This window comes from Rhodococcus sp. 27YEA6, assembly GCF_044908235.1.
GTDB classification, from domain to species: domain Bacteria; phylum Actinomycetota; class Actinomycetes; order Mycobacteriales; family Mycobacteriaceae; genus Rhodococcus_F; species Rhodococcus_F qingshengii.
In genome coordinates this window covers 410,412-434,740 of the sequence record NZ_JBIYCY010000003.1, presented here as the reverse complement: position 1 = coordinate 434,740, position 24,329 = coordinate 410,412, and the positions used below count along the sequence as shown (strand labels likewise).

Annotated in this window: 21 protein-coding genes; 8 read left to right on the top strand and 13 right to left on the bottom strand. The window is 63.3% G+C overall.

What is annotated here, in order from left to right; translation table 11 throughout:
* Position 1: 1 nt before the first annotated feature.
* Positions 2–973 carry a 23S rRNA (guanosine(2251)-2'-O)-methyltransferase RlmB gene (gene rlmB, locus ABH939_RS12305; RefSeq protein ID WP_003945749.1) on the top strand — a complete coding sequence of 324 codons (972 nt, stop codon included), beginning with the start codon at positions 2–4 and terminating at the stop codon, positions 971–973.
* 34 nt (positions 974–1,007) lie between these two features.
* On the opposite strand, the gene ABH939_RS12300 is transcribed toward rlmB, so the two are convergent.
* Both ABH939_RS12300 and ABH939_RS12295 read right to left on the bottom strand, forming a co-directional pair.
* The gene (locus ABH939_RS12300) at positions 1,008–2,789 is read right to left on the bottom strand and encodes an ABC transporter ATP-binding protein (RefSeq protein WP_404649655.1); all 1,782 of its coding nucleotides are present in this window, start codon (positions 2,787–2,789) and stop codon (positions 1,008–1,010) included.
* The gene (locus ABH939_RS12295) at positions 2,786–4,414 is read right to left on the bottom strand and encodes an ABC transporter ATP-binding protein (protein WP_007726874.1); all 1,629 of its coding nucleotides are present in this window, start codon (positions 4,412–4,414) and stop codon (positions 2,786–2,788) included. Before ABH939_RS12295 ends, ABH939_RS12300 begins: the two co-directional genes overlap by 4 nt.
* A 200-nt stretch (positions 4,415–4,614) precedes the next feature.
* On the opposite strand from ABH939_RS12295, the gene ABH939_RS12290 reads away from it, so the two are divergent.
* Positions 4,615–5,604, top strand: coding sequence for an iron-siderophore ABC transporter substrate-binding protein (locus tag ABH939_RS12290; RefSeq protein WP_234550914.1), 990 nt, complete (start codon positions 4,615–4,617; stop codon positions 5,602–5,604).
* A gap of 4 nt (positions 5,605–5,608) precedes the next feature.
* On the opposite strand, the gene ABH939_RS12285 is transcribed toward ABH939_RS12290, so the two are convergent.
* Together ABH939_RS12285 and ABH939_RS12280 are read right to left on the bottom strand one after the other, a co-directional pair.
* Positions 5,609–6,406 carry an AraC family transcriptional regulator gene (locus ABH939_RS12285; protein WP_031332820.1) on the bottom strand — a complete coding sequence of 266 codons (798 nt, stop codon included), beginning with the start codon at positions 6,404–6,406 and terminating at the stop codon, positions 5,609–5,611.
* 180 nt (positions 6,407–6,586) lie between these two features.
* Entirely contained in the window at positions 6,587–7,306 is a 720-nt protein-coding gene (locus tag ABH939_RS12280) for a hypothetical protein (RefSeq protein WP_238588034.1), read from the bottom strand.
* A gap of 365 nt (positions 7,307–7,671) precedes the next feature.
* On the opposite strand from ABH939_RS12280, the gene ABH939_RS12275 reads away from it, so the two are divergent.
* Positions 7,672–8,313 (top strand): hypothetical protein, encoded by a 642-nt coding sequence (locus ABH939_RS12275; RefSeq protein WP_047269642.1) that lies wholly within the window; start codon positions 7,672–7,674, stop codon positions 8,311–8,313.
* Between the two features lie 88 nt (positions 8,314–8,401).
* On the opposite strand, the gene ABH939_RS12270 is transcribed toward ABH939_RS12275, so the two are convergent.
* The 7 genes from ABH939_RS12270 to ABH939_RS12240 all read right to left on the bottom strand — a co-directional run bounded on the left by ABH939_RS12270 (position 8,402) and on the right by ABH939_RS12240 (position 14,303).
* On the bottom strand, positions 8,402–9,094 hold the full coding sequence (locus ABH939_RS12270; RefSeq protein ID WP_039973380.1) for an LpqN/LpqT family lipoprotein: 693 nt from the start codon (positions 9,092–9,094) through the stop codon (positions 8,402–8,404).
* Between the two features lie 77 nt (positions 9,095–9,171).
* Complete coding sequence (locus tag ABH939_RS12265) at positions 9,172–10,044, bottom strand: biotin-dependent carboxyltransferase family protein (protein ID WP_054826809.1); 873 nt, start codon at positions 10,042–10,044, stop codon at positions 9,172–9,174.
* 57 nt (positions 10,045–10,101) lie between these two features.
* Entirely contained in the window at positions 10,102–10,719 is a 618-nt protein-coding gene (gene pxpB, locus ABH939_RS12260) for a 5-oxoprolinase subunit PxpB (protein WP_333829642.1), read from the bottom strand.
* Complete coding sequence (locus ABH939_RS12255) at positions 10,716–11,477, bottom strand: LamB/YcsF family protein (RefSeq protein ID WP_083056017.1); 762 nt, start codon at positions 11,475–11,477, stop codon at positions 10,716–10,718. The genes pxpB and ABH939_RS12255 overlap by 4 nt, the downstream gene beginning before the upstream one ends.
* Before the next feature lie 34 nt (positions 11,478–11,511).
* A complete protein-coding gene (locus tag ABH939_RS12250) occupies positions 11,512–12,393 on the bottom strand; it encodes a metal ABC transporter permease (RefSeq protein WP_003945811.1) in 882 nt (293 codons plus the stop codon).
* Positions 12,390–13,268: a metal ABC transporter ATP-binding protein gene (locus tag ABH939_RS12245; protein WP_047269722.1), complete on the bottom strand. Its 879-nt coding sequence runs from the start codon at positions 13,266–13,268 to the stop codon at positions 12,390–12,392. The genes ABH939_RS12250 and ABH939_RS12245 overlap by 4 nt, the downstream gene beginning before the upstream one ends.
* An 84-nt stretch (positions 13,269–13,352) precedes the next feature.
* Positions 13,353–14,303 carry a metal ABC transporter solute-binding protein, Zn/Mn family gene (locus ABH939_RS12240; protein WP_333829648.1) on the bottom strand — a complete coding sequence of 317 codons (951 nt, stop codon included), beginning with the start codon at positions 14,301–14,303 and terminating at the stop codon, positions 13,353–13,355.
* Between the two features lie 139 nt (positions 14,304–14,442).
* On the opposite strand from ABH939_RS12240, the gene ABH939_RS12235 reads away from it, so the two are divergent.
* Positions 14,443–15,531, top strand: coding sequence for a LacI family DNA-binding transcriptional regulator (locus ABH939_RS12235; protein WP_007733995.1), 1,089 nt, complete (start codon positions 14,443–14,445; stop codon positions 15,529–15,531).
* A gap of 3 nt (positions 15,532–15,534) precedes the next feature.
* On the opposite strand, the gene otsB is transcribed toward ABH939_RS12235, so the two are convergent.
* Positions 15,535–18,075, bottom strand: coding sequence for a trehalose-phosphatase (gene otsB / locus ABH939_RS12230; protein WP_003945932.1), 2,541 nt, complete (start codon positions 18,073–18,075; stop codon positions 15,535–15,537).
* Between the two features lie 87 nt (positions 18,076–18,162).
* The gene (kstR, locus tag ABH939_RS12225) at positions 18,163–18,801 is read right to left on the bottom strand and encodes a cholesterol catabolism transcriptional regulator KstR (protein ID WP_003945752.1); all 639 of its coding nucleotides are present in this window, start codon (positions 18,799–18,801) and stop codon (positions 18,163–18,165) included.
* 94 nt (positions 18,802–18,895) lie between these two features.
* On the opposite strand from kstR, the gene ABH939_RS12220 reads away from it, so the two are divergent.
* From ABH939_RS12220 to ABH939_RS12205, 4 genes are all read left to right on the top strand, one after another.
* Positions 18,896–21,058 carry an acyl-CoA dehydrogenase gene (locus ABH939_RS12220; protein ID WP_404649654.1) on the top strand — a complete coding sequence of 721 codons (2,163 nt, stop codon included), beginning with the start codon at positions 18,896–18,898 and terminating at the stop codon, positions 21,056–21,058.
* 83 nt (positions 21,059–21,141) lie between these two features.
* A complete protein-coding gene (locus tag ABH939_RS12215; protein WP_328599856.1) occupies positions 21,142–22,182 on the top strand; it encodes an acyl-CoA dehydrogenase family protein in 1,041 nt (346 codons plus the stop codon).
* Complete coding sequence (locus ABH939_RS12210; RefSeq protein WP_007734012.1) at positions 22,167–23,318, top strand: acyl-CoA dehydrogenase family protein; 1,152 nt, start codon at positions 22,167–22,169, stop codon at positions 23,316–23,318. Before ABH939_RS12215 ends, ABH939_RS12210 begins: the two co-directional genes overlap by 16 nt.
* Positions 23,319–23,325: 7 nt before the next feature.
* Positions 23,326–24,327 (top strand): bifunctional MaoC family dehydratase N-terminal/OB-fold nucleic acid binding domain-containing protein, encoded by a 1,002-nt coding sequence (locus ABH939_RS12205; RefSeq protein ID WP_058227267.1) that lies wholly within the window; start codon positions 23,326–23,328, stop codon positions 24,325–24,327.
* Positions 24,328–24,329 lie beyond the last annotated feature (2 nt).

Here is a 24,329-nt window from a genome sequence, read left to right as displayed (position 1 = left end):
AATGGCTGGAAACTCGAGCAGGCGCGGCGCAGTCCGTAAGGGCGGCACCAAGAAGGGCCAGGTTGCCGGTTCCGGCGGTAAGCACCGTCGCGGTCTCGAAGGGCGTGGCGCTACGCCGCCCGCCGAGGCACGCACCAAGCATCCCGCGGCAAAGCGTGCAGCGCGCGCCGCACGTGCCGACGAGAAGCAGGGCCGCGGTGGCCGTCCGGGTCCGGGCCGCAAAGTTCTCGACGGTCCCGAGACAGTGCTCGGACGCAACCCGGTGGTCGAGTGCCTACGCGCCGGCGTTCCGGCGACTGCACTGTGGGTCGCCGTCGGCACCGAGAGCGACGATCGACTGAAGGAATCCGTTCAGCTCGCTGCGGATGCCGGCATCTCGATCCTCGAGGTCCCCCGCACCGATCTGGATCGCCTCAGCGCCAACGGTCTTCACCAGGGCATCGCCCTGCAGGTTCCGCCGTACCGCTACGCGCACCCGGACGATCTTCTCTCGGAGGCACGCAAGCATGCCGAGCCGCCGCTGCTCGTCGCGCTGGACAACATCACCGATCCCCGCAACCTGGGTGCCGTCGTGCGCTCGGTCGCAGCTTTCGGTGGACACGGCGTCGTGATTCCGGAGCGTCGTAGCGCGAGCGTGAGTGCTGTCGCTTGGCGCACCAGCGCCGGCGCTGCCGCTCGTTTGCCGATTGCTCGGGCAACCAACCTCACCCGCACGCTCAAGGACTGGGCATCGAAGGGTGTTCAGGTCGTCGGTCTCGACGCCGAGGGCGACACCACTCTCGACGATTTCGACGGCAGCGGTCCCGTTGTGATCGTGGTCGGTTCCGAGGGCAAGGGCCTTTCGCGCCTCGTCCGCGAGAACTGCGACGCGATCCTGTCGATTCCGATGGCCGGTCCGGTCGAGTCGCTCAACGCCTCGGTTGCCGCCGGAGTCGTCCTGGCGGACATCGCCCGCAGGCGTCGTAGCAGCTGAGTTGTAACGGCTTTCGGGTGAGTCTGGCGGGGTTCTAGCTCCGTACCGACCAGGCTTCCCACAGTGCAGCGTAGGAACCGTCCGCGCCGATCAGTTCGTCATGTGTCCCGCTCTCGACTACGCGGCCACCGCTCATGACGAGTATGCGATCGGCGCGGACTGCTTGGCTCAGCCGGTGTGCGATCACCACGGCGGTCCGGCCGGTGACTGCGAGCTCGGCTGCCTGATCGAGTAGACCGGCTGCGGTGGTTCCGGCTTCGGCAGTCGCCTCGTCGAGGATGACGACGGGAGGATCGAGCAGAGCCAGTCGGACGAGGGCTATGTGCTGTGCCTGCGCCGCCGTCAACTGGTACCCACCGGCCCCGACCCTGGTCTCGAGTCCGTCCGGAAGTTCATGAATCCATTGAGCTTTCATCGTGTCGACGGCTTCGGCGATCTTCGCATCGTCCGAATCTGGTGCACACAACCGGAGATCGTCGGCGATCGTCCCGACGAACACGTGAACTTCCTGGCTGACGAGGACGACTTCGTGCCGAAGTTCGGCATCACTCAGGTCGTCAATCAGTGTGCCGTCGACGGTGATTCGCCCGTCCCCGACGGGAATAATGCCGGCAATCAGTTTGGCGAGCGTGGTCTTTCCGGCGCCGCTGCTTCCGACGACGGCGATTCGTTCCCCCGGTGCGATCGAGATCGAGATCGAATCGATCACCGGGGTGGAGTTGTCGTACGAGTAGGAAACCCGGTCCACCTCGACGCCGATGGGTTCGGACCGAGCCGAGGCAGGAATGCTCGTGGGCCGCCCGGGCATCGCGGTGACTCCGATCAGGCGAGCCAGGCTGGCACCCGCATCCTGCAATTCGTCGATGTTCGAGAGAAATACCGCGATGGGGCTGAACAGACTGTGGAAGTAGAGGGCGGCGGCGGTAGCGGCCCCGATGGACACCGAGCCTGTGGTCACGAGCCAGTAGCCGACGCTCAGGACGGCGGCCAGTCCGAGCAGTTCGGCGCCGTTGAGTTGGGCGAAGAAGTTGGTGCGCAGGCGAACTGCCTGCATGTCGAAGCTGATGGCATGCTCGGAGGTCTCGGCGATTCGGCCGATGTGCTCGTCTGTTCGCCGCAGGGCAGTGACAGTGCCTGCGCCTCCGAGAGTTTCGATGAGCTGTTGTCCCCGCCTGGCCTGCGCAGCGCGAGAGCGTCGGTAGACGGGTCCGGAGCGTCGGAGGAAATGACGAAGAGCGAAATAGTGAATCGGCGCAACGGCAACGATTGCCACGGTGAAGCGCCAATCGATCACTCCCACACCGACAAGCGTCAGTGAAATCATGAACAGGGCAGACACGGTGGCGGGTAGTACTCGCGCGATGACGGTGTTTACCGCTTCGACGTCGCCCGAGACCCGGGAAATCAGATCACCGGTTCCGGCATCCTCGACCAGTGACGACGGCTGCGCGAGGGTGGCGGCGAACACGTCCTCACGAAGATCGGCCAGCACGTTCTGCGCGACGTTCGCCAGAAGCTGTGTGCTCCACCAGGTCAGCGCAACCCCTGCTGCCGCTGCGCCGAGCATGAACGCGGTGATACGCAGGAGTGAGGCAAACGGTTTGCCCTCCGTGACCGCATCGACCATGAGTCCGAGCAGTGCCGGGGTGGACAGGCCGCAGGTCGTAGCAGAGAGAAGTACGACGGTCGTGAGTGCGAGCGCTCGCTTGCGTGGCCGAAGCAGTGCGATCAATGCGCGGACGGTCTGCTTGGTCGACGCGATCGGCAGGGCAGATACAACCGGAACAGCAGATGCATCCGGAAGGGTATCGGTCACAGCGACTCTCCCTCCCGAACGCCGTGGTCGATCGTGACGACACGGTCACACGAATGGAGCAGGGTCGGGCTCGAGGTGATCACCAGAATGGCCTTGTCGGGGAAGTTTCTCAGCGAGTGTGCAATTCGATGCTCGGTGACAGAGTCCACGGAAGTGGTGGGTTCGTGGAGGACCAGGATCGGCTGGGGTTGATGGAGAGCGCGGGCGAGGAGAAGGCGTTGGCGTTGACCTCCGGAGAGTTTCTTTCCTTGCTCGCCTACCTCGGAGAGGTGGCCGTCGGGCAGATGCGTCAACACGTCGTCGAGCGCAGATGACGTCATTGCCGACGAGTCGACGTTCGGTGCAGCCAGATTGTCGAAGACGGTGCCGGTGAACACGGTTCCTTCATGGGCGGAGACGAACACCTGATCACGAACTCCGTCCGGGCCGAGGTCGGTTGCATCGGTGCCGAATACGAAGTAAGAGTCGGGGGCGAGCGGGGTCTGATAGGCGAGTTGTCGTGCCAGTCGGTCGGCGGAATCGTCAGCGCGCACACCCACCACTTCTCCGCGGCGAGCTGAGACGACGGTTCCGTTGTCCGCCGAAATCAATAGGGCGTCTTCAGTTCTGGCAGGTTCGGTCGCGGCCGTGGGGGCCAGCGATTCGATCAGGTGTGGCTCGGCCAACAGTTCGGACAGTCTGCGCGCGGAACCTCGCTTGGCAGCGAGTTCGGCACCGAAGAACCCCAGCGTTTCCATCGGACCGGCAATCACTCTGCTCAAGCCGACAACGGTGACGAAGTTGCCCACGGTGATCGTGCCTTGATGCGCCATCCACGCGGCTCCAAGCGCAACCGAAGCCAGCACCAACGCGGAGACCCCGGAATTGAGCGCGGTCAGGCTGGACATTGCTCTGACCGTCCGGATCGCTGCCTTCATCGACTCCCGGCTCGCGTTGACGTATCGCGACAGGGCGGTGGGTTCAGCCCCGAAACCCTTCAGTACCCGCAGTCCCAGCGTGAAATCCGTTGCAAGCATGCCTGCCTCGGCTGCCTTCTTCTGCTCTGCATACACGCGCTCGTCCAACGGACCGCTGATCTTGTGGATGAATATGAGCTGCGCAGCGGTGATGAGTACGACGATCAGTGCGAGCGGCCACGAGACGAAGGCAAGCGAAATCACTGCCGCGGCGAGCCCCGCAAATGCCGAGCCCTGTTCGGCGACAACCCAGGAGAAGCCTGAGACGTGTGAGGCATCCGAGGTAGAGATGGTGAGAACTTCACCGGTCGAACGCTGAGCTTTCATCCCCCTGGCATCGAGTACTCGTCTGGCAGCATTCAGTCGTAGGTCGTGTTCGCCGTAGACGAAGACCTGCGTGTTCAGGCGAACTGCGATGCGCCACGACAGAGCGAGTCCCACGAACAGAGCACACAGCACCGCAAGCCACACGAGAAGTGCTGTGCTGTCGGACTTTCCGATTGCCCGGTCGACGACGGTGCCGATCAGCACCGGGATGAGGGCTTGAGCTACCTGATACGACGCCTGCCCGGTGACGGCTGCAACCAGTCGCGGGCCGCGTCCGGAGGAGAATGATCCGACTCGGATCATCTCCATCGGACCGGAACGAGTTTCGGGCAGCGCTGACACTCGTGAAACTCCTCGCCCAGATCTGAACACTCGTTGTGCAGTTCTACGGTAGAGCCGGTGCGAGTGCGGAAAGTGCTCGCAGATGCCAAGGGCTACGCGGCAGCGGACAGATGGAGTATCGACACCCCATTACCGGGATCGGGTCTCGATATACCTGGCTGGTCGAAACAAAGTACGTTTGCGAAGAGAGCTGACAGAAGATGAAGAGCACTACCCGAATAGTGGCTGCGTTGGCCGCGATTGCCCTGCTCGCAGGCTGCCAGAGCAGCACCGAGTCAACAGCGGCGGAGGGCACGACGCAGTTGGCCGAGGCCGGCGCGCTGCCGGTCACCGTTGATCACGCGTACGGGTCGACCACCATCGAGACCGAACCTCAGCGGATCGTGACGATCGGCTGGAACAGCCAGGATTCGGTCCTCGCACTGGGCAAGACACCCGTCGCCATGGAGTCGTTCAGTGGGGCAGGCTTGGAGAACGGCATCCTGCCGTGGGACGAAGAATTGTTGGGCGATGTCGAACCCACGTTGCTCGACAGCACGTCCGGTGTGCCGTTCGAGCAGATCCTGGCGTTGGAGCCGGACGTGATCATCGCAGTGGTCTCGGGAATCACCGAAGACGACTATGCACGTCTTTCCCAGATCGCACCCACCATTCCGTTCAAGGAGACCGCATGGGCGACCACGTGGCAGGAACAGTTGTCGACCATCGGATCAGTACTCGGCCAACCGAAGCGGGCTGCCGAGCTGATCGAGGAAACTGACGATTCCATAGCCGACCTGGCTGCCGGATCCCCCAATCTGAACGGGAAAACCTTGACCTTCCTCTCGGGAAACATCGACGGCCTCACCAATTACTGCGCTGACGACGGCCGAGTCATCCTGATGTCCCAGCTCGGACTTAAGCAGTCGGCCGGAAGCGCAGAGCTGTGCGGCGACACCCAGGGGTCGGTGACTGCATCGCGCGAACAGTACAACGAACTGGACGCGGACGTGATCGTGCTCAACGACGCGAGTGGTCAGGGGCTACCCGGATTGATGGGGGACAAGTTGTTTGCCGACCTGCCGGCAGTCAAGGACGGCAGGCTGATTCAGCAGCTCGGTCTGGCGCGAGTCATGGCCTTGGCGTCACCCACGTCGCTGAGCGTCAAATATGCTTTCGCGGAACTGGTCTCGAAGATGAACGGGTTCTGACCAGTTAGGCTGACAACTCGCACGCGTCCGAGTAGTAGTTCTTCGGTGTGCGTCCGGTGACCTTGCGGAACACGCTGGTGAAGGCGCTGGGGGTTTCGTATCCGACGCGACGGCTTACCGTCGAAACAGGAACGCCCGCAGCGAGATAGGACATCGCAGCGCGGACGCGAACTTGAATTCGCCACTCGGTGAAGGACATCCCCGTGCCTTGAGAGAACACGCGGCTCAGGGTGCGGGGGCTTCCGCCTACCACGTAGGCCCAATCGGCAAGCCCGCGTTGATCGGCGGGGTCGGCGATCAGGCGGCGTGCGACGGCGAGGGCCCGGGGATCGGCGGGCATCGGTACTGCGACATCAGCCGCCTCGATGGGCGCGAGCGTGTCGAAGACTACGGATTCGGCGCGCAAGCGAGCCTCGGTAGGCATATTTCGCTGGTGCAGATGGATGAGCATCGTCTTGACGACGTCGTCGATGCCGATGATCGCGGGTTTTGTCCACGGGTGGGGGAACGACTCGGGCCGGAAATAGGTGAAACGAGCCTCGGTGGATGCGCCGAGCGTGATGCGCCGTGGAGTTCCAGCTGGAATCCACATGCCGACCGTCGGTGGTATCTGCCAACGAACGTCGTCGATGTACGCGCTCATCTCGCCGGAAGCGCCCCAGAGGAGTTCGTGTTCGGGATGGCGGATCTCACGCCACGCGCGCTTCTGATCACGCCCGATGGTGGACGTCGTCATCGAGAAGGGGAGCGGAACGTACCGGCCTGCCGGCACAGCCCAGTACGGAAATCCTGTGGAACTCATCGGTGGATCATACCGCGAATGACTTAGGTAATGCTTTCCTATTTGGTTCTTTGATGCAGGCGCGACGGAGTGTGATCGCCACAAAAGATCGAGGGTGGCACCGAGTCCGAAGACTCGATGCCACCCTCGAACACATTCCCCGACGGAGTGTTTACAGGTGGAGCAGGCGGAGCGAGTGAATCAGCTGCCGTTGGCCAGGACACCGCTGATGATGTCGGAGATGAAGCCGGCCGGGTTGTCGAGGATGGAGGATCCGGCCGAACCGGTTCCGCCCTCGCCGTCAGAAGAGCCGAAGCCCAGATCTGCCGAGCCCGATGCGGCCGCCTCGCCGGGGTTCTTGGCGCGGATCTTGGCGTAGACGCCGCTGATGTTCTGCTCGGTATTGAACGTCGAGATACCGATCGAGCTCGACATTTCCTGGTACGAACCGATCGGTGCATCGTCGGCGACGAGGTACTGCGCCTCGATCGTCACGGTCTTGCTTCCGGTGGGTGAGATCAGCCAGCCGGTGCTGGGTACATTCACGGTTCGGGCGGCGGTGTCAACCGAAGGCGTGACGGATTCGGTCTTCTGACCGCCGATCAAGTGCCACGCGTTGACCGTCACCGTGCCCTGGATGTACTTGAACGTGGCGGGGTAGCGGTCGACGAACTGGTCGACGTAACGCTCGGGGTGGCCTGTTGTGGAAATGACCGTGCGCACGGTGACTTTGCCGCCGGGTGCAACTTCGCCGTCGCCCACGATGCTCTTGGTGATCCGGACGTTGGAGGAGTTGACCGTTGCCGCGGACGGGTGGGTGGCATCGGCGCTCGCGGTGCCTGCGGTCATCACGAGTCCGCTGGTTGCAAGTGCCGCGATTGCGATTCCGGTAAGTGTTTTGCGCATTGAAAAACGTGACATGAAATTCTCCGTTCGAGGGGTTCACGCTGACGGCGATGGGATGACTCTTCAAAGGTTGCGCCGCGGTAACCATTGAAACCTATCGGACGCTTGCCTATGTGTCAGTTCGGCAGAATTTACGGAAAAGTCCGAATTGAGAGGACTTTTTCGGTGTCGATTGCCTGCCGTTAACTGATTGTCGACTATTTCGACGAAAAGCTGGGCGAATGTCCAGGTCGACTGTATCGTACTTCGAGAGTCGGGTTGCAACAAGTTCCAGTAATCAATGAATTCGGTTGTCCTGGAACCACACAGAGTGGAGATTGTTCGTGGCAAAGTTTGGATCCAGGAATCGTAGTCTGTCCACCGTTGGAGCTGGTTTGGGGGTGATTGCTCTTGCTGTGGGCGCAAGCGCGCTGGGTGCGGGAGTCGCGACTGCCGAGACAGCAACTTCCGGTGCCTACACATTTACTCGCACCGTGGACAATGCGTCGCCGAAGATCGGTGACACGATCACCTACACGACAGTGTCGAAGAAGAGCGGAATCGACGGGTATATCAGCAGGTTCACCGAGACGCATGCCGCATGCTTGACCTTTGTCCCGGGCTCGGCGAAGGTCACGAAGTTTCACGTTGGCGGGACGATGACCGAAACCACTGAAACGCCGGAACTGACAGCCACGACGCTCGAGGTGACCAGTGCCGGCTGGATCAACAACGGCAGCAAACCGGTGACCATGAAGACCAGCTACACGGTTACTGCTTCGTGTGCGCCGGGAACCGTGTACGGAAGTGGATTGGCGGTAGGTGCCACGGTGATGGGCAACGGATTCCAGTCGAGTGCGAATTTCGCCAACTTGGGCCCGTCCATCACTGTCCGCGCCGCGGATGTGGTCGATCCGGTTGACCCGGTCGATCCCGTTGATCCGGTTGATCCCACTGGCCCCGGAACCGGTGGCGGAATCGGATCGCTCGGCTCGTTGAGTGGTGGCCTCGGTTCCCTCAGCGGCCTGTTCGGTTCGAGCTAGGCGAGAGTTGTGAAACGGCGGGCCGAGACTGTCGTAGTCTCGGCCCGCCGCGGTTGTTCGGAGATCGGGTATTCAAACCATCAGGTGCTCAGCCGAATTCGATCGAGGTGTTGATTTCTTCCACCTGGTTGGAGGTCTGCATGTTCGTCGTGTCGGTGAACTGGTTTGCAAAGCTGACCAGGTAGACCGGCGAGTTGTCGTCGGCTTGGTAAGCGACGACCGTCATGACGGCGTAGAGCGGAACGTCCAGGTTTGGGGCGGTCCAGGTTCCGGAGAGGCGGAAACCCTGCTGTCCGTCGACGTCGATCTCGGTGTACTTCACCTCGGTCCACCCGTCGAGAGTGGCGATCGTTTCACGCGCAGCGGCAAGAACCTCGTCTTTTGTTGCGGTGCCCTGGTTTTCGACCGTCACCGTGGTGTTCGGCATGAAACCGCTGGGTTCCTGGCTGTTGCTGGACAACGCGTCCGTAACGCCGGCAGGGATGTTCTCGCCGTGAGTCCAGCTCGGCGGGAGGCTGACGCTGATGCTCGGCGCTTCGGGGTCGTCGCCGGTTTCGATCGTCGTCCGCTCACCGATGAACGGTGTTCCGTCCCGCAAAGTCGGCGTCGCGGCAGCGGCAGACGGCGAGGATGCAGAACTTTCGGAAGCAGTGGTCTCACTGGTGTTGGTATCACTGGAGACGGCGTCGCCGCTTTCCGAACTGCTGCATCCGGACAAGACGAGTGCAGCAGTGATCAGTGACGCTATTCCGAGAGCAAGTGTGCTGCTCTTAGGGCTCATAGTGTGACAGTCCTTCAGGTTTTGGCGACGGCCGAGCGCCGCCGGCAGCATTGCTGGCGCGGCTGAGACTATCAGCGCTACGACGGCCGAGTAGTGGCCTTGAAGGTAATGGTGCTGCCGGGCCGCAGCTGTGCCAGCGACGCAATCCCGGCGTCGGAAACGACGGCGATGACCGGGTATCCGCCGGTCACGGGATGGTCGGCGAGGAACACGACGGGCTGGCCGCCTGGCGGCACCTGGATGGATCCCGTCACGACGCCTTCGCTCGGCAATTCCCCGGTGCGTGAGCGATGCAAAGGCCCTTGGCCCTGTAGCCGGACCCCGACTCGGTTGGTGTGTTCGGTGACTTTCCACGTGGTGCGAAGGAGCGCGTGAACGGATGCGGCGGTGAACCAGGAATTTCGGGGGCCGAGCGTGATCTCGATCGGAACCGCGCCGAGTGCAGGTGCCGGCGGTGGAATCAACTCTTCGGTGGGCCACGTCCCTTCCTCGGCCCCGAGGAGGACTAGATCGCCGGCGGCGAGCGGCGGCGGCCCGAGTCCGGAGAGCGTGTCGGTGGATCTGCTTCCGAGTACCTGCGGGACGTCGACGCCACCGCGTGCAGAGATATACGTTCTCAACCCGGTTGTGCTGTAACCCAATTCGAGAATGCTGCCACTACCCAGATGGATGCTCGCGTAGTCAGGTGCCGGCCGTCCGTCGACGGCCAGCGGCACCCGCGCGCCTGTCGCTGCCACCGTCATCGAACCGACGGCCCGCATAGCGAAACCCCCAGCGGTGACTTCGATGGTTGCTGCTCGAAAAGTGTTGCCTACGAGTCTGTTGGCGCTGTCATGCGAGATCATGTCGACGGCGCCGGATCTTCCGACCCCGAGGGCGCCGTAGCCTCTCCGCCCGCGGTCCTGAACTGTGGCGAGCGGGCCGGTACGCACAACCTCGAGCCAGGCCATGAATCCATTGTCCCGCAACAGCGCGGTGAAGACACCAAAATCATGCTTGCACCAAAATCATGCACGGACAAAGGTGACTGTGGTGCCGGGTAGAAGCAGCGCCGGCGGGCGGCGCTCGGCATCCCACACCGACAGTTCCGTCGTTCCGATCAACTGCCAGCCGCCCGGGGAGCTACGCGGGTAGACGCCCGAGAACGGTCCGGCCAACCCGACTGCACCGGCCGGGACCTGCCTGCGCGGGTCCGATCGACGTGGAACTTCGAGCTTTCTCTCGTTGCTGGTCAGATACGCGAAGCCGGGGGCGAAACCGATGAACGCGACGGTCCACGACGCAGACGTGTGAGCGTCGATCACACCGTCGACCCCGAGGCCGGTCAGCTTGCCCACCTCTACGAGATCGGTGCCGTCGTAGCGGACCGGAATCTCGACGGCAGGCCGCCCACTCTCGTCAGCTGTGAGTTCGATCGGTACGGCCCCACGTACCCATTTCTCCACCAGTTGGTGCGCGGTGATCGTGTTGTCGTACTCGATCAAGATGGTTCGCGCCGCGGGAATCAGGTCGATCACGCCGGGGATCCGACTGGCGTCGAGAGCCCTGAAGTTGCCCAGCACACTCGGCAGTTCGTCGTACTCGACGAGGACTGCGGATTCACCGGCGGGCAGGATCGTGATCATGTGAACGGCGTGATCTCGACGTCGGAAGATTCGAGGAGAGTGCGGATTGCCACGGCCATGTCGACGGCTGCCGGACTGTCACCGTGCACGCACACCGATGCGGCAGCGACTTTCAACGTGCTCCCGTCGACTGCGTCCAACTCGCCGTCGACGACCATTCGCCGAACCCGCTCTGCAACAAGTGTCGGGTCCTGCAGAACGGCGCCCGACTCGGTGCGGGGGACCAGGGTGCCTTCCGCCGTGTACGCACGATCGGCAAAAGCCTCGGCGACCACGTCGAGACCGGCCTCGCGCGCCTCTTCCAGAAACACCGAACCCGGTAGTCCGAGAACAGGTAGCGAACTGTCATAGGCAACGACGGCGGCGACCACGGCCCGCGCCTGCCGTCGGTGATGGACTATTGCGTTGTAGAGCGCGCCGTGGGGTTTGACGTACGTGACCCGCGATCCGGCGACACGAGCCAAACCGTCGAGTGCCCCTATTTGATAAATGACGTCGGCGGTGAGGTCCTTCGGGGAGACGTCGATGAAGCGTCTGCCGAAACCGGCGAGGTCTCGGTACCCCACCTGCGCGCCGATCCGGACGCCGCGGGCGGCGGCGGATTCGCAAGTCGCCAACAGCGTTGTCGGGTCGCCGGCATGGAATCCGCAGGCGATGTTCGCGCTGGTGACAAGTTCGAGCATGGCGTCGTCGTCGCCCAGGGTCCAGGCTCCGAAGCCCTCGCCGAGGTCGCTGTTCAGATCAACGCTGTAGCCCATACCTCGATTCTAGGTAGGTATGGGCTCTCGGTGTTCAGGCGTGCGCCGGAATCCGTCCGGCATTCTTGCGACGTGCGGATCCGAAGAGTCGGCATATCAGGTAGATCACGAACGAGACCGAGGTGACGAAACTCGAGACGGGAACGCCGGGGGCCAGCGAGAGAAGGATGCCGCCGACGGCTGCCAGTTCGGCGAACACGACGGAGAGGATCGTGGCCTTGAGTGGGCTTGCCGTGACGTACGCGGCGGCCGCTGCGGGGGTGATCAGCAGCGACATCACCAGCAGAGCACCGACGATCTGTACGCCGAGTGCTGCGGTGATGCCGACCAACACTGCGAACACGATCGACAGTGCCCGAACCGGAACACCGCGAGCTGCAGCAACTTCGGGGTCGGTGCTTGCGAACAGCAAAGGGCGGTAGATGAATCCGAGTGTGCCGATCACGATGACCGCGCACAGCAGCAGAAGTTCGAGACCACTGTTTCCCGGCGCCACGATCTGTCCGACCAACAACGAGAAGCTGGTTCCCGTGCGACCGTCGTACGCCCAGAGGAACAACACCGACAGGCCGAGACCGAAAGCCATGATCACGCCGATCACCGAATCTCGGTCGCGCGCTTTGGCTCCGAGCAGTCCGAACAGCACTGCCGCGACCACGGATCCGACGATGGCACCGAAGCCGACGCCCACACCGACGAGAAGTGCGGCGGATGCGCCCGTCAGTGACAGCTCACTCGTTCCGTGCACCGAGAACGACATCTGACGGCTCACGATCAGCGGCCCGATGATGCCGGCCAACAATCCGAGGATGGCACCGGCAATCAACGCCTGTTGGACGAAGTCGTACTGCAGTAGGTCGACGGTGGCGGACACGTCGAACATCCGCGACATCGCGTCGGTGAACTTGTTACTCACTGGTGGTGATCCTCATCAGAATGGTGAACGCCTTCTCCCGGGCGTAGTCCGCCGGCGCTGCCGAGCGCGTCGATGGCGTCGCCGGTGCCGATCACGACGAGGCGGCCACGAACCTGCAACACTTCGACGTCGGTGTTGTACAGATCCGAGAGAACCTCGGACGTCATCACTTCGGCCGGCGTACCGATCCGGAATTTGCCGTCCACCAGATAGAGCACTCGATCGACCAACGGCAGGATCGGATTGATCTCGTGCGTCACGAACAGCACCGCGGTGTCATGGCTGCGCCGACGCTTGTCGATCAGCGTCGAGACCAGGTGCTGGTTGGCGAGGTCGAGGCTGAGCAGCGGCTCATCGCACAGCAGGATCCGCGGGTCGCCGACCAAAGCCTGTGCGATCCGCAGTCGCTGCTGCTCACCGCCGGACATGGAACCGATGGGAGCGTCGGCGAACGACTGGGCGCTGACCTGTGCGATGGCGTCGTCGACGATCTTGCGGCGACGACCCCGACGCAGTAACCCCGTACCCCACTGGTGACCGTCGACGCCGAGGCCGACCAGGTCGCGGCCGCGGAGCGGGAGGCCGTCGTCGATGGATTTCTGCTGCGGGATGTACCCGACGTGTGAGTTCCCGGCCCGTGCCGGCGTGCCGACGATCTGTGCACTGCCGCCGCTGAGTTGTAGTTGGCCCAGCAGAATCTTCAGGAGCGAGGTCTTGCCCGACCCGTTCGGCCCGAGTACGGCGATGAACTCACCTGGCTGTACCTCGAGATCGAGCCCGTCCCACAATGTGCGGGCGCCGAAGGACAATCGAGCGTCCTTCAGCGTCACAGCGGGCACGGAGGCCGCTGAAGGCGCGGTGTTACCAGAAGGCACGGTGTTACCAGGGGGCACAGGAGTATTCGCGGAAGTTTCTGTCACAAGCCGATCGGTTCTTCTCGGAAATGGTGGGGCAAATAATTACTGGGCAGAGAGGGCGTTTGCGAGCGACTCCGCGGTCTGCGTCTGCCACTGAATGTAGTCCAGGCCCTCGGGGAGAGTCTCCGTAACCTCGACGACGGGCACTCCGGCGGTTTCGGCGGTGGTGCGCATATCCTGGGTCACTTTGTCCTGTGTCTGGATGTTGTAGACCAATGCGCGGGCCTGCTTCTCCGAGAGGAGTTGGCGCGTTGCGGCGATTGCGGCCGGTGAAGGATCGTTGCCGTCTTCGATGGCACTGGTGAACTCTTCGGGAGTTGCGTCCTTCAGTTCAGCTGCGACCAGGAGGTAGTGCGCGATCGGCTCGGTCTGCGCCACCGGTGCGCCTGCGTGGGCAGCGGCGATGGAATCGGTGATCGCTGTGACGCCGGCGAGCTTCTGGCTGTATGCCTTCGCGTTGTCCTCGTAGGTCGCCCCGTTGTCCGGATCGAGAGCGCTCAGCTGATCGGCCACCGAATGTGCGACGGCGTCGACGGTCGGGATGTCGAACCAGACGTGTTCGTTGACTGCGCCGTGGGTGTGACCGTCATGCGATTCGCCCGCGGTTTCGCCGGCGTGGATGCCGCCGTCGAGCAGGTTGTAGGCGTTGACCGTCTTCTGCTCGCCCTTGCCTGCGTCGAGGACGTCGGTGATGAACTGGTCGTAGCCGCCACCGTTGTAGACGACGAGCGATGCGTCGGTGATCTTGGCGGCATCGGCGGGAGTCGCCTCGAACGAGTGCGGGTCCGCGGACGGCTCGTTGATGATCGACGTCACGGTCAGCTTGTCGCCGGCGACGGCCTGCGCGACGTCGCCCCACACGTTCGTCGATGCGACGACGGTGATGCCGTCGTCCTTCGAGGAGGTTGAGCTGCACGCGGTGAGCGCGAATGCTGCGGCGACCGAGACGGCCGCGAGGGCGGTGGCGGTGCGGAATTTCGACGACGAACGCACGTGCTTTTCTCCTGAACAAAGGCTGGGCTAAATGCTATTGGAAACCGTTACCGTTACACATTAGCGCATAGTCGCTGGTAGTTCACCTTCGGTTCAGCCCCAACGCGCCGTCTGCGGGCACTACGGCTAACGTCCGTTTATGCCCCGGTCCCGTCAGCCACGCCGTCAAGCCACTTTGGCGTCGCTTGCCGCCGAGCTCAATGTGTCGAGAACTACAGTCTCGAACGCGTACAACCGACCCGATCAGCTCTCCGTCGAGCTGCGGGATCGAGTGCTCCAAGCGGCCAAGCGACGCGGATACCCCGGACCTGATCCGGTCGCCCGCTCTTTGCGAACTCGCAAAGCCGGCGCCGTCGGTCTCCTGCTCACCGAAGCACTCAGTTATTCGTTCCGTGACCCGGCCGCCATGAGCTTCCTGGCCGGTCTCTCGGAATCGTGTGAGGACGCGGGCCAGGGCTTGCTGCTCATCCCGGCCGGGCCCGGGCGCGACGAGGTGGATGCTGCGGCCGTGGTCCAGCAGGCGGGCGTCGACGGCTTTGTCGTCTACTCCGTGGCCGACGACGACCCGTATCTTGCCGCCGTGCTCGAGCGTCACATTCCGATCGTCGTCTGCGACCAGCCCCGCGAGATTCCCGGTGCATCCCTCGTGGGCATCGACGACCGCGCTGCCATGCGCAAGGTCGCCGATTACCTCATCGGGCTCGGCCACCGCGACATCGGCGTGCTCTGCATGAGGCTGGGGCGCGACCGGATGGACGGCGTGGTCAGCCAGGAACGACTCAAGTCCCCGCACTTCCACGTCCAGCGTGAGCGGATCGAAGGAGTGCGCGACGCGATGGTGGCGTCCGACATGGACCCACTCTCACTCACCGTGATCGAGCGGTACGTCCACACATCGCAGTCCGGGCACTCGGCGGCGGCGGAAGCTCTCGCGACCAACCCCGAGATCACCGCACTGGTCTGCACCACCGACGTGCTGGCTCTCGGCGCCTTGGACTGGGCGCGCTGGCAGGGCATAGATGTACCTGGCCAACTGTCGATCACCGGATTCGACGGCGTCGACGAGGCGCTGCGCGAATCACTGACAACGGTGCGCCAGCCCCAGGAAGAGAAGGGCCGGCGCGCCGGTGCGCTCCTGATGTCGCCGTCCGGATCCGGCGTTCCGATAGTCGAGATGCTCGACACCGAACTACTGGCCGGGCGAACATCAGGTCGGATCAAGGGGTAGCGCTCACGCCAGGAGTTGGGCGCAGCGCAACAATCCCAGATGGCTGTACGCCTGGGGGTGGTTGCCCAGTGAGCGTTCCGCGATGGGGTCGTACTCCTCCGCGAGCAGTCCGGTGGGACCCGCTGCCGCGACCAACTGGTCGAACAGCGCCTCTGCTTGCAGGCGTTGCCCGATCAGTAGGTATGCCTCGACGAGCCAGGCGGCACAGAGATGGAATCCACCTTCTATGCCGGGCAGGCCGTCGTCGTGATGGTAGCGGTATACCGTTGAGCCGCTGCGTAGTTCGGCCTCGGTGGCTACGACGGTTGCAGCAAAGCGCGGATCCGTCGGATCGATCAGCCCCGACAGTCCGATGTGCAGAGTCGCCGCGTCGAGATCGGTACCGTCGTAGGCCGCGGTGTACGACTGGACGTCGTCCTTCCAGCCTTTGTGTCGTACTTCGTCGGCGATCTGGTCACGCAGTTCCGCCCACTCGGGCAGGGCCTCGCGAGAAAAGCGGGTCGCAAGATCGACGGCGCGGTCGACGGTGACCCAGCCCATAACCTTGGAATAGACGTGGTGGCGCGGGTTGTCGCGAATTTCCCAGATGCCGTGATCGGGTTCGAACCAGCGCCGCTGTACTGCTTCGACCATGGCGCACACCAGTTCCCAGTCGCGGTCGCTCAAAGGATCGGGATCACCGGCCTTTTCGCGTGCATTCGCCAGTTCGACGATGAGCTCGACGATCGGGCCGAACACGTCCAGTTGAACCTGCTGATTCGCGGCGTTTCCGACGCGGACCGGCCGGGAGCCGGCGTATCCGGGGAGTGAATCGATGACGGCCTCTGGCGGTAGCGAAGTCCCGTAGAGCGTGTAGAGGGGGTGCAGGCGCTCGGGTCCCGGCAGTGTTTCGAGCACGCGGTGGACCCAGTCCAGGTAGTTCTCGGCCTCGTCGGTGGATCCGACGCTCACGAGAGCTGTTGCGGTGAGGGCGGCGTCGCGCAACCAGCAATAGCGGTAGTCCCAGTTGCGGACTCCGCCGATCTCTTCCGGCAGGGACGTCGTCGCGGCAGCCATGATGGAACCGGAATCGGCGTGGACCAGCCCGCGCAAGGTCAGTGCAGAGCGTTTCATCAAGTCCGGCTTCAGCTTCGGGAGTTCGAGCGTCTTGGCCCAATCGGACCAGTAGGCCTCCGAGGTCGCTCGACGCTCGAGCTCCGGAACGTCGGAAGGGCCGATTTCTTCTGTTCCGCAGCGCAATTCGAGGACGACGTCACCCTTGGACGGCTCGACGATGGCGTGGGCGGTCTGCTGGTTTCCGTCGGTGGCGATGTTCCACAGCACACCGGGGGAGCGGAGTACGTACGGCTCGTTGGTGCCGAGGACCCGAATGCCCTCGTCGACGACCTCGAGCGTGACCTGACCCTGGCCGAACTCGGGACGGGGTGCAAACGAGACGATCGCGTCGGCCTGACCGGAAATGATGCGGGTCAGGTCGGTTCGTCCCTGTGGGACGTCGTGGGGGAGGTAGTCGGTGACGGACAGGCTCGCCCAGCGGGTCTGAACTGTCATCGTACTGTCGATGTACTTCTGGCTCAGCGGTAAGGCTGTGCGTCGAGGCCCGACCGAGAAGTGGCCGGCCCCGGTTCCGCCGAGAAGGTGTGCGAAGACGGCCGCTGAATCCGGTTCCGGGTGACACAACCAGGTCAGCGTCGCATCCGGGGTCACCAAAGCGACGGTGCGCGGACTGGCGAGCATCGAGAGCCGCTCGATGGGCGGAGCGTCGGCGCCGGAAAGCCACGTACGACGCTCGTCGAGCAGGAACGCCAGAGCAGCAGCGACGTCCTCGGTGCTGTCGACGCGATAGTCGGCGACGGTGTCCCCGCTGCCGACCTTGATTCCGATGTCCGGCCCCTGAAGCCTGCTGAACGCCTTTTCGTCGGTCACGTCGTCGCCGATGAAGACGGCAGCGGTTGCGCCGTCCTGATGGCGAATCAAGTCGAGTGCGTGCCCCTTGTCGGTGGCGATGACAGCCAACTCGACCACCGATTTGCCCTCGGTGACCTGAACGCCTGGCCAGAGTGCCGATTCGGTGCGGACGGCGATGAGCGCCTTCTCGGCGTCGTCGGCACTGGTGTTGCGTACGTGCAGTGCAACGCTGGCGGGCTTCTTCTCCACCGTTGCCCCAGGGGTGTCGGCGGCGATTCGGCCCAACTCGGTGACGATCTCGTCGAGCAGTTTCCTGGCGTCGGCGTCGATCGCGTGAACGAATCCGATGTCGAACTCGGAGCCGTGGCTGCCGACCAATTGCACTTCGGCGGGAAGTCGGGACAGCGCAGCCAGATCCTTGAGGGCGCGGCCCGAGATCACGGCAGCCGTCGTCGACGCGAGGCTGGCGAGAGAGCGAAGCGCACGCACCGTTTCCGCCCGGGGATACGCCTTGTCCGGGTTGGCGACGATGGGTGCCATCGTCCCGTCGTAGTCGGAGGCTACGAGCAGACGCGGCGTGCGTGCCACGCCTGACAGCGCTCGGCGGAGTTCAATGGACAGATCTTGTGCGCTCACCTCTTCAAATCTAGGTGATGCAGCGACTCCTGGCTCGATACGTTTCCGGCCGATCAGTGCAAAAATGACAGATGCGACAAAGGATGTCTATTCGGGTTTCCGAGTTCCGTCACCGAGCAGCAGTTCAACCGTCAATTCCAGTCGATTGGCGACATCGGTAGCCGAAGAGCGTCGCGTGAGCCATGCCACCAAATTGGACAGCCACACATCGGAGATCACGCGCGCGATCGCCAACTGCTCTTCGGTTGGCTCCTCTTCGGTCATCGCTCGTGCGAAGAGGCGGTCCATCAACTGGCCCACCTGATCGACCTCGGCCGCTGCGGAGGCGTCGGCGAACATGAACGCGCGAGTCATCGCTTCGGTGAGGAGCGGATCGCGCTGCATCGCGCGGGTGATGAGGCTGAGGATCAGCTGCATCCGCTCGAGCGGACTGGTTCCAGGCGGGATCTTGCCCTTGGAATCGATCTTCTCGAATTCGCGTGCCAGGGCGGACACCAGTAGGTGAACCTTGGACGGGAAGTAGCGATAGAGCGTTCCGACTGCGACGTCGGCACGCTCGGCCACGGCGCGCATCTGAACAGCCTCGTAGCCCCCCTTGGACGCCAAGGCGAGTGTTGCGTCGAGAATCCGCTTGCGGCGTTCACGTTGCGCGTTGGAGCTGAGATCGTCGTCCCCGAGCGTTGCAGAAGCAACCGCGTTGGAGCGGGATCGGGATGTTGTGGTCATCGACAAATTCCTTCGCGCCTTGACTCTTGGCCAGGTGTCATATTAGAACACGTTCTAAACAATTGTGTCACTTATCGAGAGGCGGGAACCAGTTGTGACAATCGCCACGACCGATGAACAGCGGGCGGTCCAGGAATCGATAGAGGCCTGGGCTCGCTCGGCCACGCCGATGGACATGGTACGCCGTGGACCAGCAGTTTCGTGGCGGGAGAAATGGTCCGAGTTCGCGTCTCTCGGGATATTTTCGGTCGCCGTTCCCGAAGCGGTAGGCGGAGCCGGGGCCGAAATCGTCGATCTCGCAGCAATGCTCGAGCAGGCGGCAATCGAACTCGTGCCGGGTCCTGTTCTCACGACTGCACTCGCAGCTCTGGTGGTGGGGCGTAGTTCGTCGCCCGCTGCCAAGCGATGGTCCGAAACGCTCGCCGACGGTGCGCTGCCGTGTGCCGTCGTATTGGACGAAAGTCCAGTTGCGGCAACGGCGAATGCGTCCGGCGGCATCGAGCTTCATGGCGAAGGAGGTTACGCCTGGGGCGGCGATTCAGGCGTATCGGTACTCGTGTCGGCGGGCGTCGTGTCCGAAGACGAAGGCTCGCGTGTCGTCTGGGCCCTCGTCGACGGAGACAGCGAAGGCGTGACCTACGAAGCGGTCGACACGATCGACAAGTCGCGACCACTGGCGCGAGTCTCCTTCGATCGAGTGACGGTCGACGCCGACCGAATCCTCGATGACATTGCGCCAGGATCGGTTTCCGACCTAGCGGCGGTACTGGGGGCAGCCGAAGCTGCCGGAATCGCGGCGTGGAGCCTGCGTACTGCGGTGGAGTACGCGAAGATTCGCGAACAATTCGGAAAGCCCATCGGCTCGTTCCAGGCGATCAAACATATCTGCGCCGAAATGCTGTGTCGCGTAGAGAATGCCGGAGCCGTCGCCTGGGATGGTGCGGTCGCTGCCGAGTCGGGAGACGAACTTCCGATCGCCGCAGCAGTGGCCGCCGCGGTGTCGCTGGATGCCGCTGTCGACACGGCAAAGGACTGCATTCAAGTGCTCGGCGGCATCGGATTCACCTGGGAGCACGAGGCGCACTTCTACCTTCGTCGAGCACTGTCGCTCCGGCAGATTCTGGGCGGATCGTCTCATTGGCGCGCACGCGTCGCGGAATTGACGATCGGCGGCGCACGGCGTCACCTTCAGATCGACTTGAGTGAGCTCGAATCCGACCGGTCCGAAATTCGCGAAGAGGTAGCGCAATTGGTGGCGCTGCCCGAATCCGAGCAGCGCAACGCATTGGCCGAATCGGGCTACCTTGCGCCGCACTGGCCCAAGCCGTACGGCCGGGGCGCCAAGGCCGCGCAACAGATTCTGATCGAAGAGGAATTGGCGGCCGTCGGTATCGGCCGACCCGATCTGGTGATCGGCTGGTGGGCAGTGCCGACCATCCTCGAGCACGGCAGTGCGGAGCAGATCGAAAGATTTGCGACTCCGACGCTCAAGGGCGAGATCACCTGGTGCCAGCTCTTCAGCGAACCCGGCGCAGGTTCGGATCTTGCGGCACTGCGCACGACCGCGGAAAAGGTCGACGGCGGTTGGAAGCTGAACGGCCAGAAAGTCTGGACTTCGCTTGCGCGTGAAGCTGACTGGGCCATCTGCCTCGCCAGGACCGATCGCGAGGTTCCCAAACACAAGGGCATCACGTACTTCCTTCTCGACATGAAGACGGCTGGGATTCGGATCTCGCCGCTGCGCGAGATCACCGGAGATGCCCTGTTCAACGAAGTCTTCCTCGACGACGTCTTCGTCCCGGACGAGTGCGTCGTCGGCCAGCTCGGTGGAGGCTGGAAACTGGCCCGAACGACCCTCGCCAACGAGCGGGTCGCAATGAGCGGTGGCTCTTCGCTCGGCGGTGCGATGGAGGAATTGCTCGAGCTGGCCGGCGACCCCGATCCTGTGGTGGCAGACAAGCTCGGTGGGCTGATCGGAACCGCCATGGTGGGCTCACTGCTGGAATTGCGCACGACACTGCGGCAATTGGACGGTCAGGATCCGGGTCCGGCGTCGAGCGTCCGCAAGCTGGTGGGCGTGCGCCAGCGTCAGAATGTCGCGGAGTTCGCCATGGAATTGGGTGGTACGGCCGGATGGGTGGAGGGTCTGCTCTCGCGTGAGTTCCTCAACACGCGATGCCTGTCGATTGCCGGCGGAACAACGCAGATTCTGTTGACCGTCGCCGCGGAGAGAATTCTGGGCCTGCCCCGTGATTAGACGGCGTGAGTAGAGGCCTTTAGAAATGTCCACGTTGGTGATACAACTAGAACACGTTCTACATCAGAGACAGGATTGCCAGCGTGGACTTCACTCCCGATGAAACCCAGGAAGCGGTAGCCGAGGTGGCTACCGCGCTCCTTGCCCGCGAACTGGAGCCGGACGCGCTCTGGGCGGCATTCGCCGATGCCGACCTGCTCACGTTGGCCCTGCCCGAGCGTCTGGGCGGCGAGGGACTCTCCGTCGCCGACGTCGGTTCCCTCCTCGTCGAGGTCGGCCGGGCCGCCGCTCCAATTCCGGCTCTCGCAACCCTCGGCTTCGGTGTACTCCCCATAGTCGCTCTGGGGACCGACGCTCAACAGGACGAATTGCTCACCGGAGTCGGCGCCGGACGGGTGTTCACCGCGGCGCTCGGTGAGCCGGGTCAGCAGTTCCCGGCACAGCCGTCGACCACCGCGCATCAGTCGGGCGACTGGTATCGCGTCAGCGGGGCGGTGCTTGCCGTTCCCTTCGCGGCGAGCGCACACAGAATTCTTGTGCCCACCGACGCCGGAGTCGTTCTCGTCGATCCGACCGCCGCCGGCGTCGCATTGACGCCGACTCCCAGTGCGTCCGGCAGTCCGGAGTTCGCAGTCACCATGGACGAGGCAGTCGGTGAACTTCTCGGTGCCGGCGAGGAAGCCGTCCAGACGCTGTACCGGATCGCCACGGCAAGCATCGGAGCCGTTGCAGACGGTTTGGTGTCCGGCGCCGTCGATCTCACTGCGGCACATGTCGGCTCGCGTGAGCAATTCGGTAAGCCGCTCGCCACGTTCCAGGCAGTCTCACAACAGATAGCCGACGCGTACGTCACCTCCCGGACCCTTCATGTCGCGGCGTTGTCGGCGTCCTGGCGCGTGTCGGAGGGCCTGGACGCCCAGTCTGACCTCGACGTCATGGCGTACTGGATCGCCCAAGAAGTGCCTGCCACGATGCAGGTGCTTCACCACCTGCACGGCGGTCTGGGCGTCGACGTCACGTATCCACTTCATCGCTACTACTCGACTGCAAAAGACCTGGCACGCCTGCTCGGCGGTGCTTCGCAGCGACTCGACCTCGTGGGGGCCCGGTGTTCATCGATCTGACCGACAGTCAGCGCGCATTGCAAGCTGAACTTCGACGCTACTTCTCGACGCTGATCTCGCCCGAAGAGGCCAAGATCATGCGCGTGGAGCGGCATGGTCCTACCTATCGCGAGGTCATCCGTCGTATGGGCAAGGACGGCTGGCTCGGCGTCGGCTGGCCGGTGGAGTTCGGCGGACGTGGGTTCGGTGAAGTCGAGCAGCAGATTTTTGTCAACGAGGCTGTGCGGGCGGATGTCCCACTGCCTTCGGTGACGTTGCAGACCGTCGGCCCGACTCTGCAGAAGTACGGCAGCGAGGAGCAGAAGCAGAAATTCCTGCCCGCGATCCTCGCCGGTGAAGTGCACTTCGCGATCGGCTACACCGAACCGGAAGCCGGCACCGACCTTGCAGCACTGCGCACTTCGGCGGCACGAAATGGTGACGAGTACGTCGTCAACGGCCAGAAGATTTTCACCACCGGCGGGCATGACGCCGATTACGTGTGGCTCGCCGTGCGGACAGGGTCTGCCGATTCAAGGCACCGCGGCATCTCCATCCTGATCATGGACACCAAAGATCCCGGCTACACCTGGACCCCGATCATCACCTGCGACGGTGCGCATCATGTCAACGCCACCTACTACGAGGACGTTCGCGTTCCGGCGAACATGCTTGTGGGTGAGGAGAATCAGGGCTGGCGCTTGATCACGACGCAGCTCAACCACGAACGCGTCATGCTCGGTCCGGCAGGTCGTGTCGCAGGGATTTACGACCACGTCTTCGATTGGGCCAAGCGTGAAAACCTGCTTGATCACGTTGACGTACGGCGCGCGCTCGGCGAAATTCATGCGACGTACCGCCTCAATGAGCTGCTCAACTGGCAAGTGGCGTCGAGTGATTCGGATTCGGTGGATATCGCCGACGCTTCGGCAACCAAAGTGTTTGCGACCGAGCGTATCCAGCGGGTCGGTCGACTGGCGGAAGAGATCGTCGGGCGGTACGGAAATCCGATCGATCCCGAAACTGCTGATCTCATGGAGTGGTTGGACATGCAGATCAAGCGCAACCTGGTGATCACCTTCGGCGGTGGAGTCAACGAGGTGATGCGCGAACTGATTGCGACCGCCGGCCTGAAGCTTCCTCGCGTTCCGAGATAGGAAACAAATCGTGTCAGATCCCATTCTCACTGCTGCCGAGCGGGTTCGAGAGGACGGGCCAAGCGCTCCTCGCGCCGGCCGGGACCCCGTGAACCTGCCGATGATCCGCAACTGGGTCGAGGCGATCGGTGACGAGAACCCGATCTATGTCGACGAATCGGCCGCCCGCGCCGCCGGACACGACGGAATAGTCGCACCGCCGGCGATGGCGCAGGTATGGACGATGCGCGGTCTGGGGGCAATTCGAGAAGCCGACGATCCGTTGGGCCGGATGACGGACATCCTCGACGAGGCCGGATTCACCTCCGTCGTCGCGACCAACTGCGATCAGATCTACCACCGCTACTTGAAGCCGGGTGAAGAAGTCACCATCTCCTCGGTGTTGGAAGACGTTGTGGGACCCAAGAAGACAGGTCTTGGTGAAGGATGGTTCTTCACTACTCGCAGCTTCTGGCGGGTCGGCGAAGAACTGGTCTCGGAGATGATGTTCCGGATCTTGAAGTTCGCGCCGCCAGTCAGCGAGAGTTCCTCCACTGACTTGCCTGCGGACCTGGACGCATCTCGAATGCTGCGTCCGACAGCATCCCTCGACACGCAGTTCTTCTGGGACGGTGTCGCCGCACACGAGTTGCGTATTCAACTGCGTGCGGACGGTTCGGTACAGCACCCGCCGGTGCCCGCGATCTGGAAAGACAAGTCGGAGCAGACCGACTACGTGGTCGCGTCAGGTCGGGGAACGGTCTTCAGCTTTGTCGTTCACCACGCCCCCAAGGTTCCTGGTCGGTCGTTGCCGTTCGTCGTGGCCCTGGTCGAACTGCCCGAGGGTGTGCGGATGCTCGGCGAATTGCGCGGTATCGATCCGTCGAGTGTGTCGATCGGAATGGAGGTGGAGGCGATCTACCTCGACTTCCCCGGAGACGACGAGACCGGGGGAACTCCCTGGACCCTGTACGCCTGGCAGCCGGTTTCTGTGTCTGCGGTGTCTGCGGTTTCTGCGGTGAAGGAGTGACG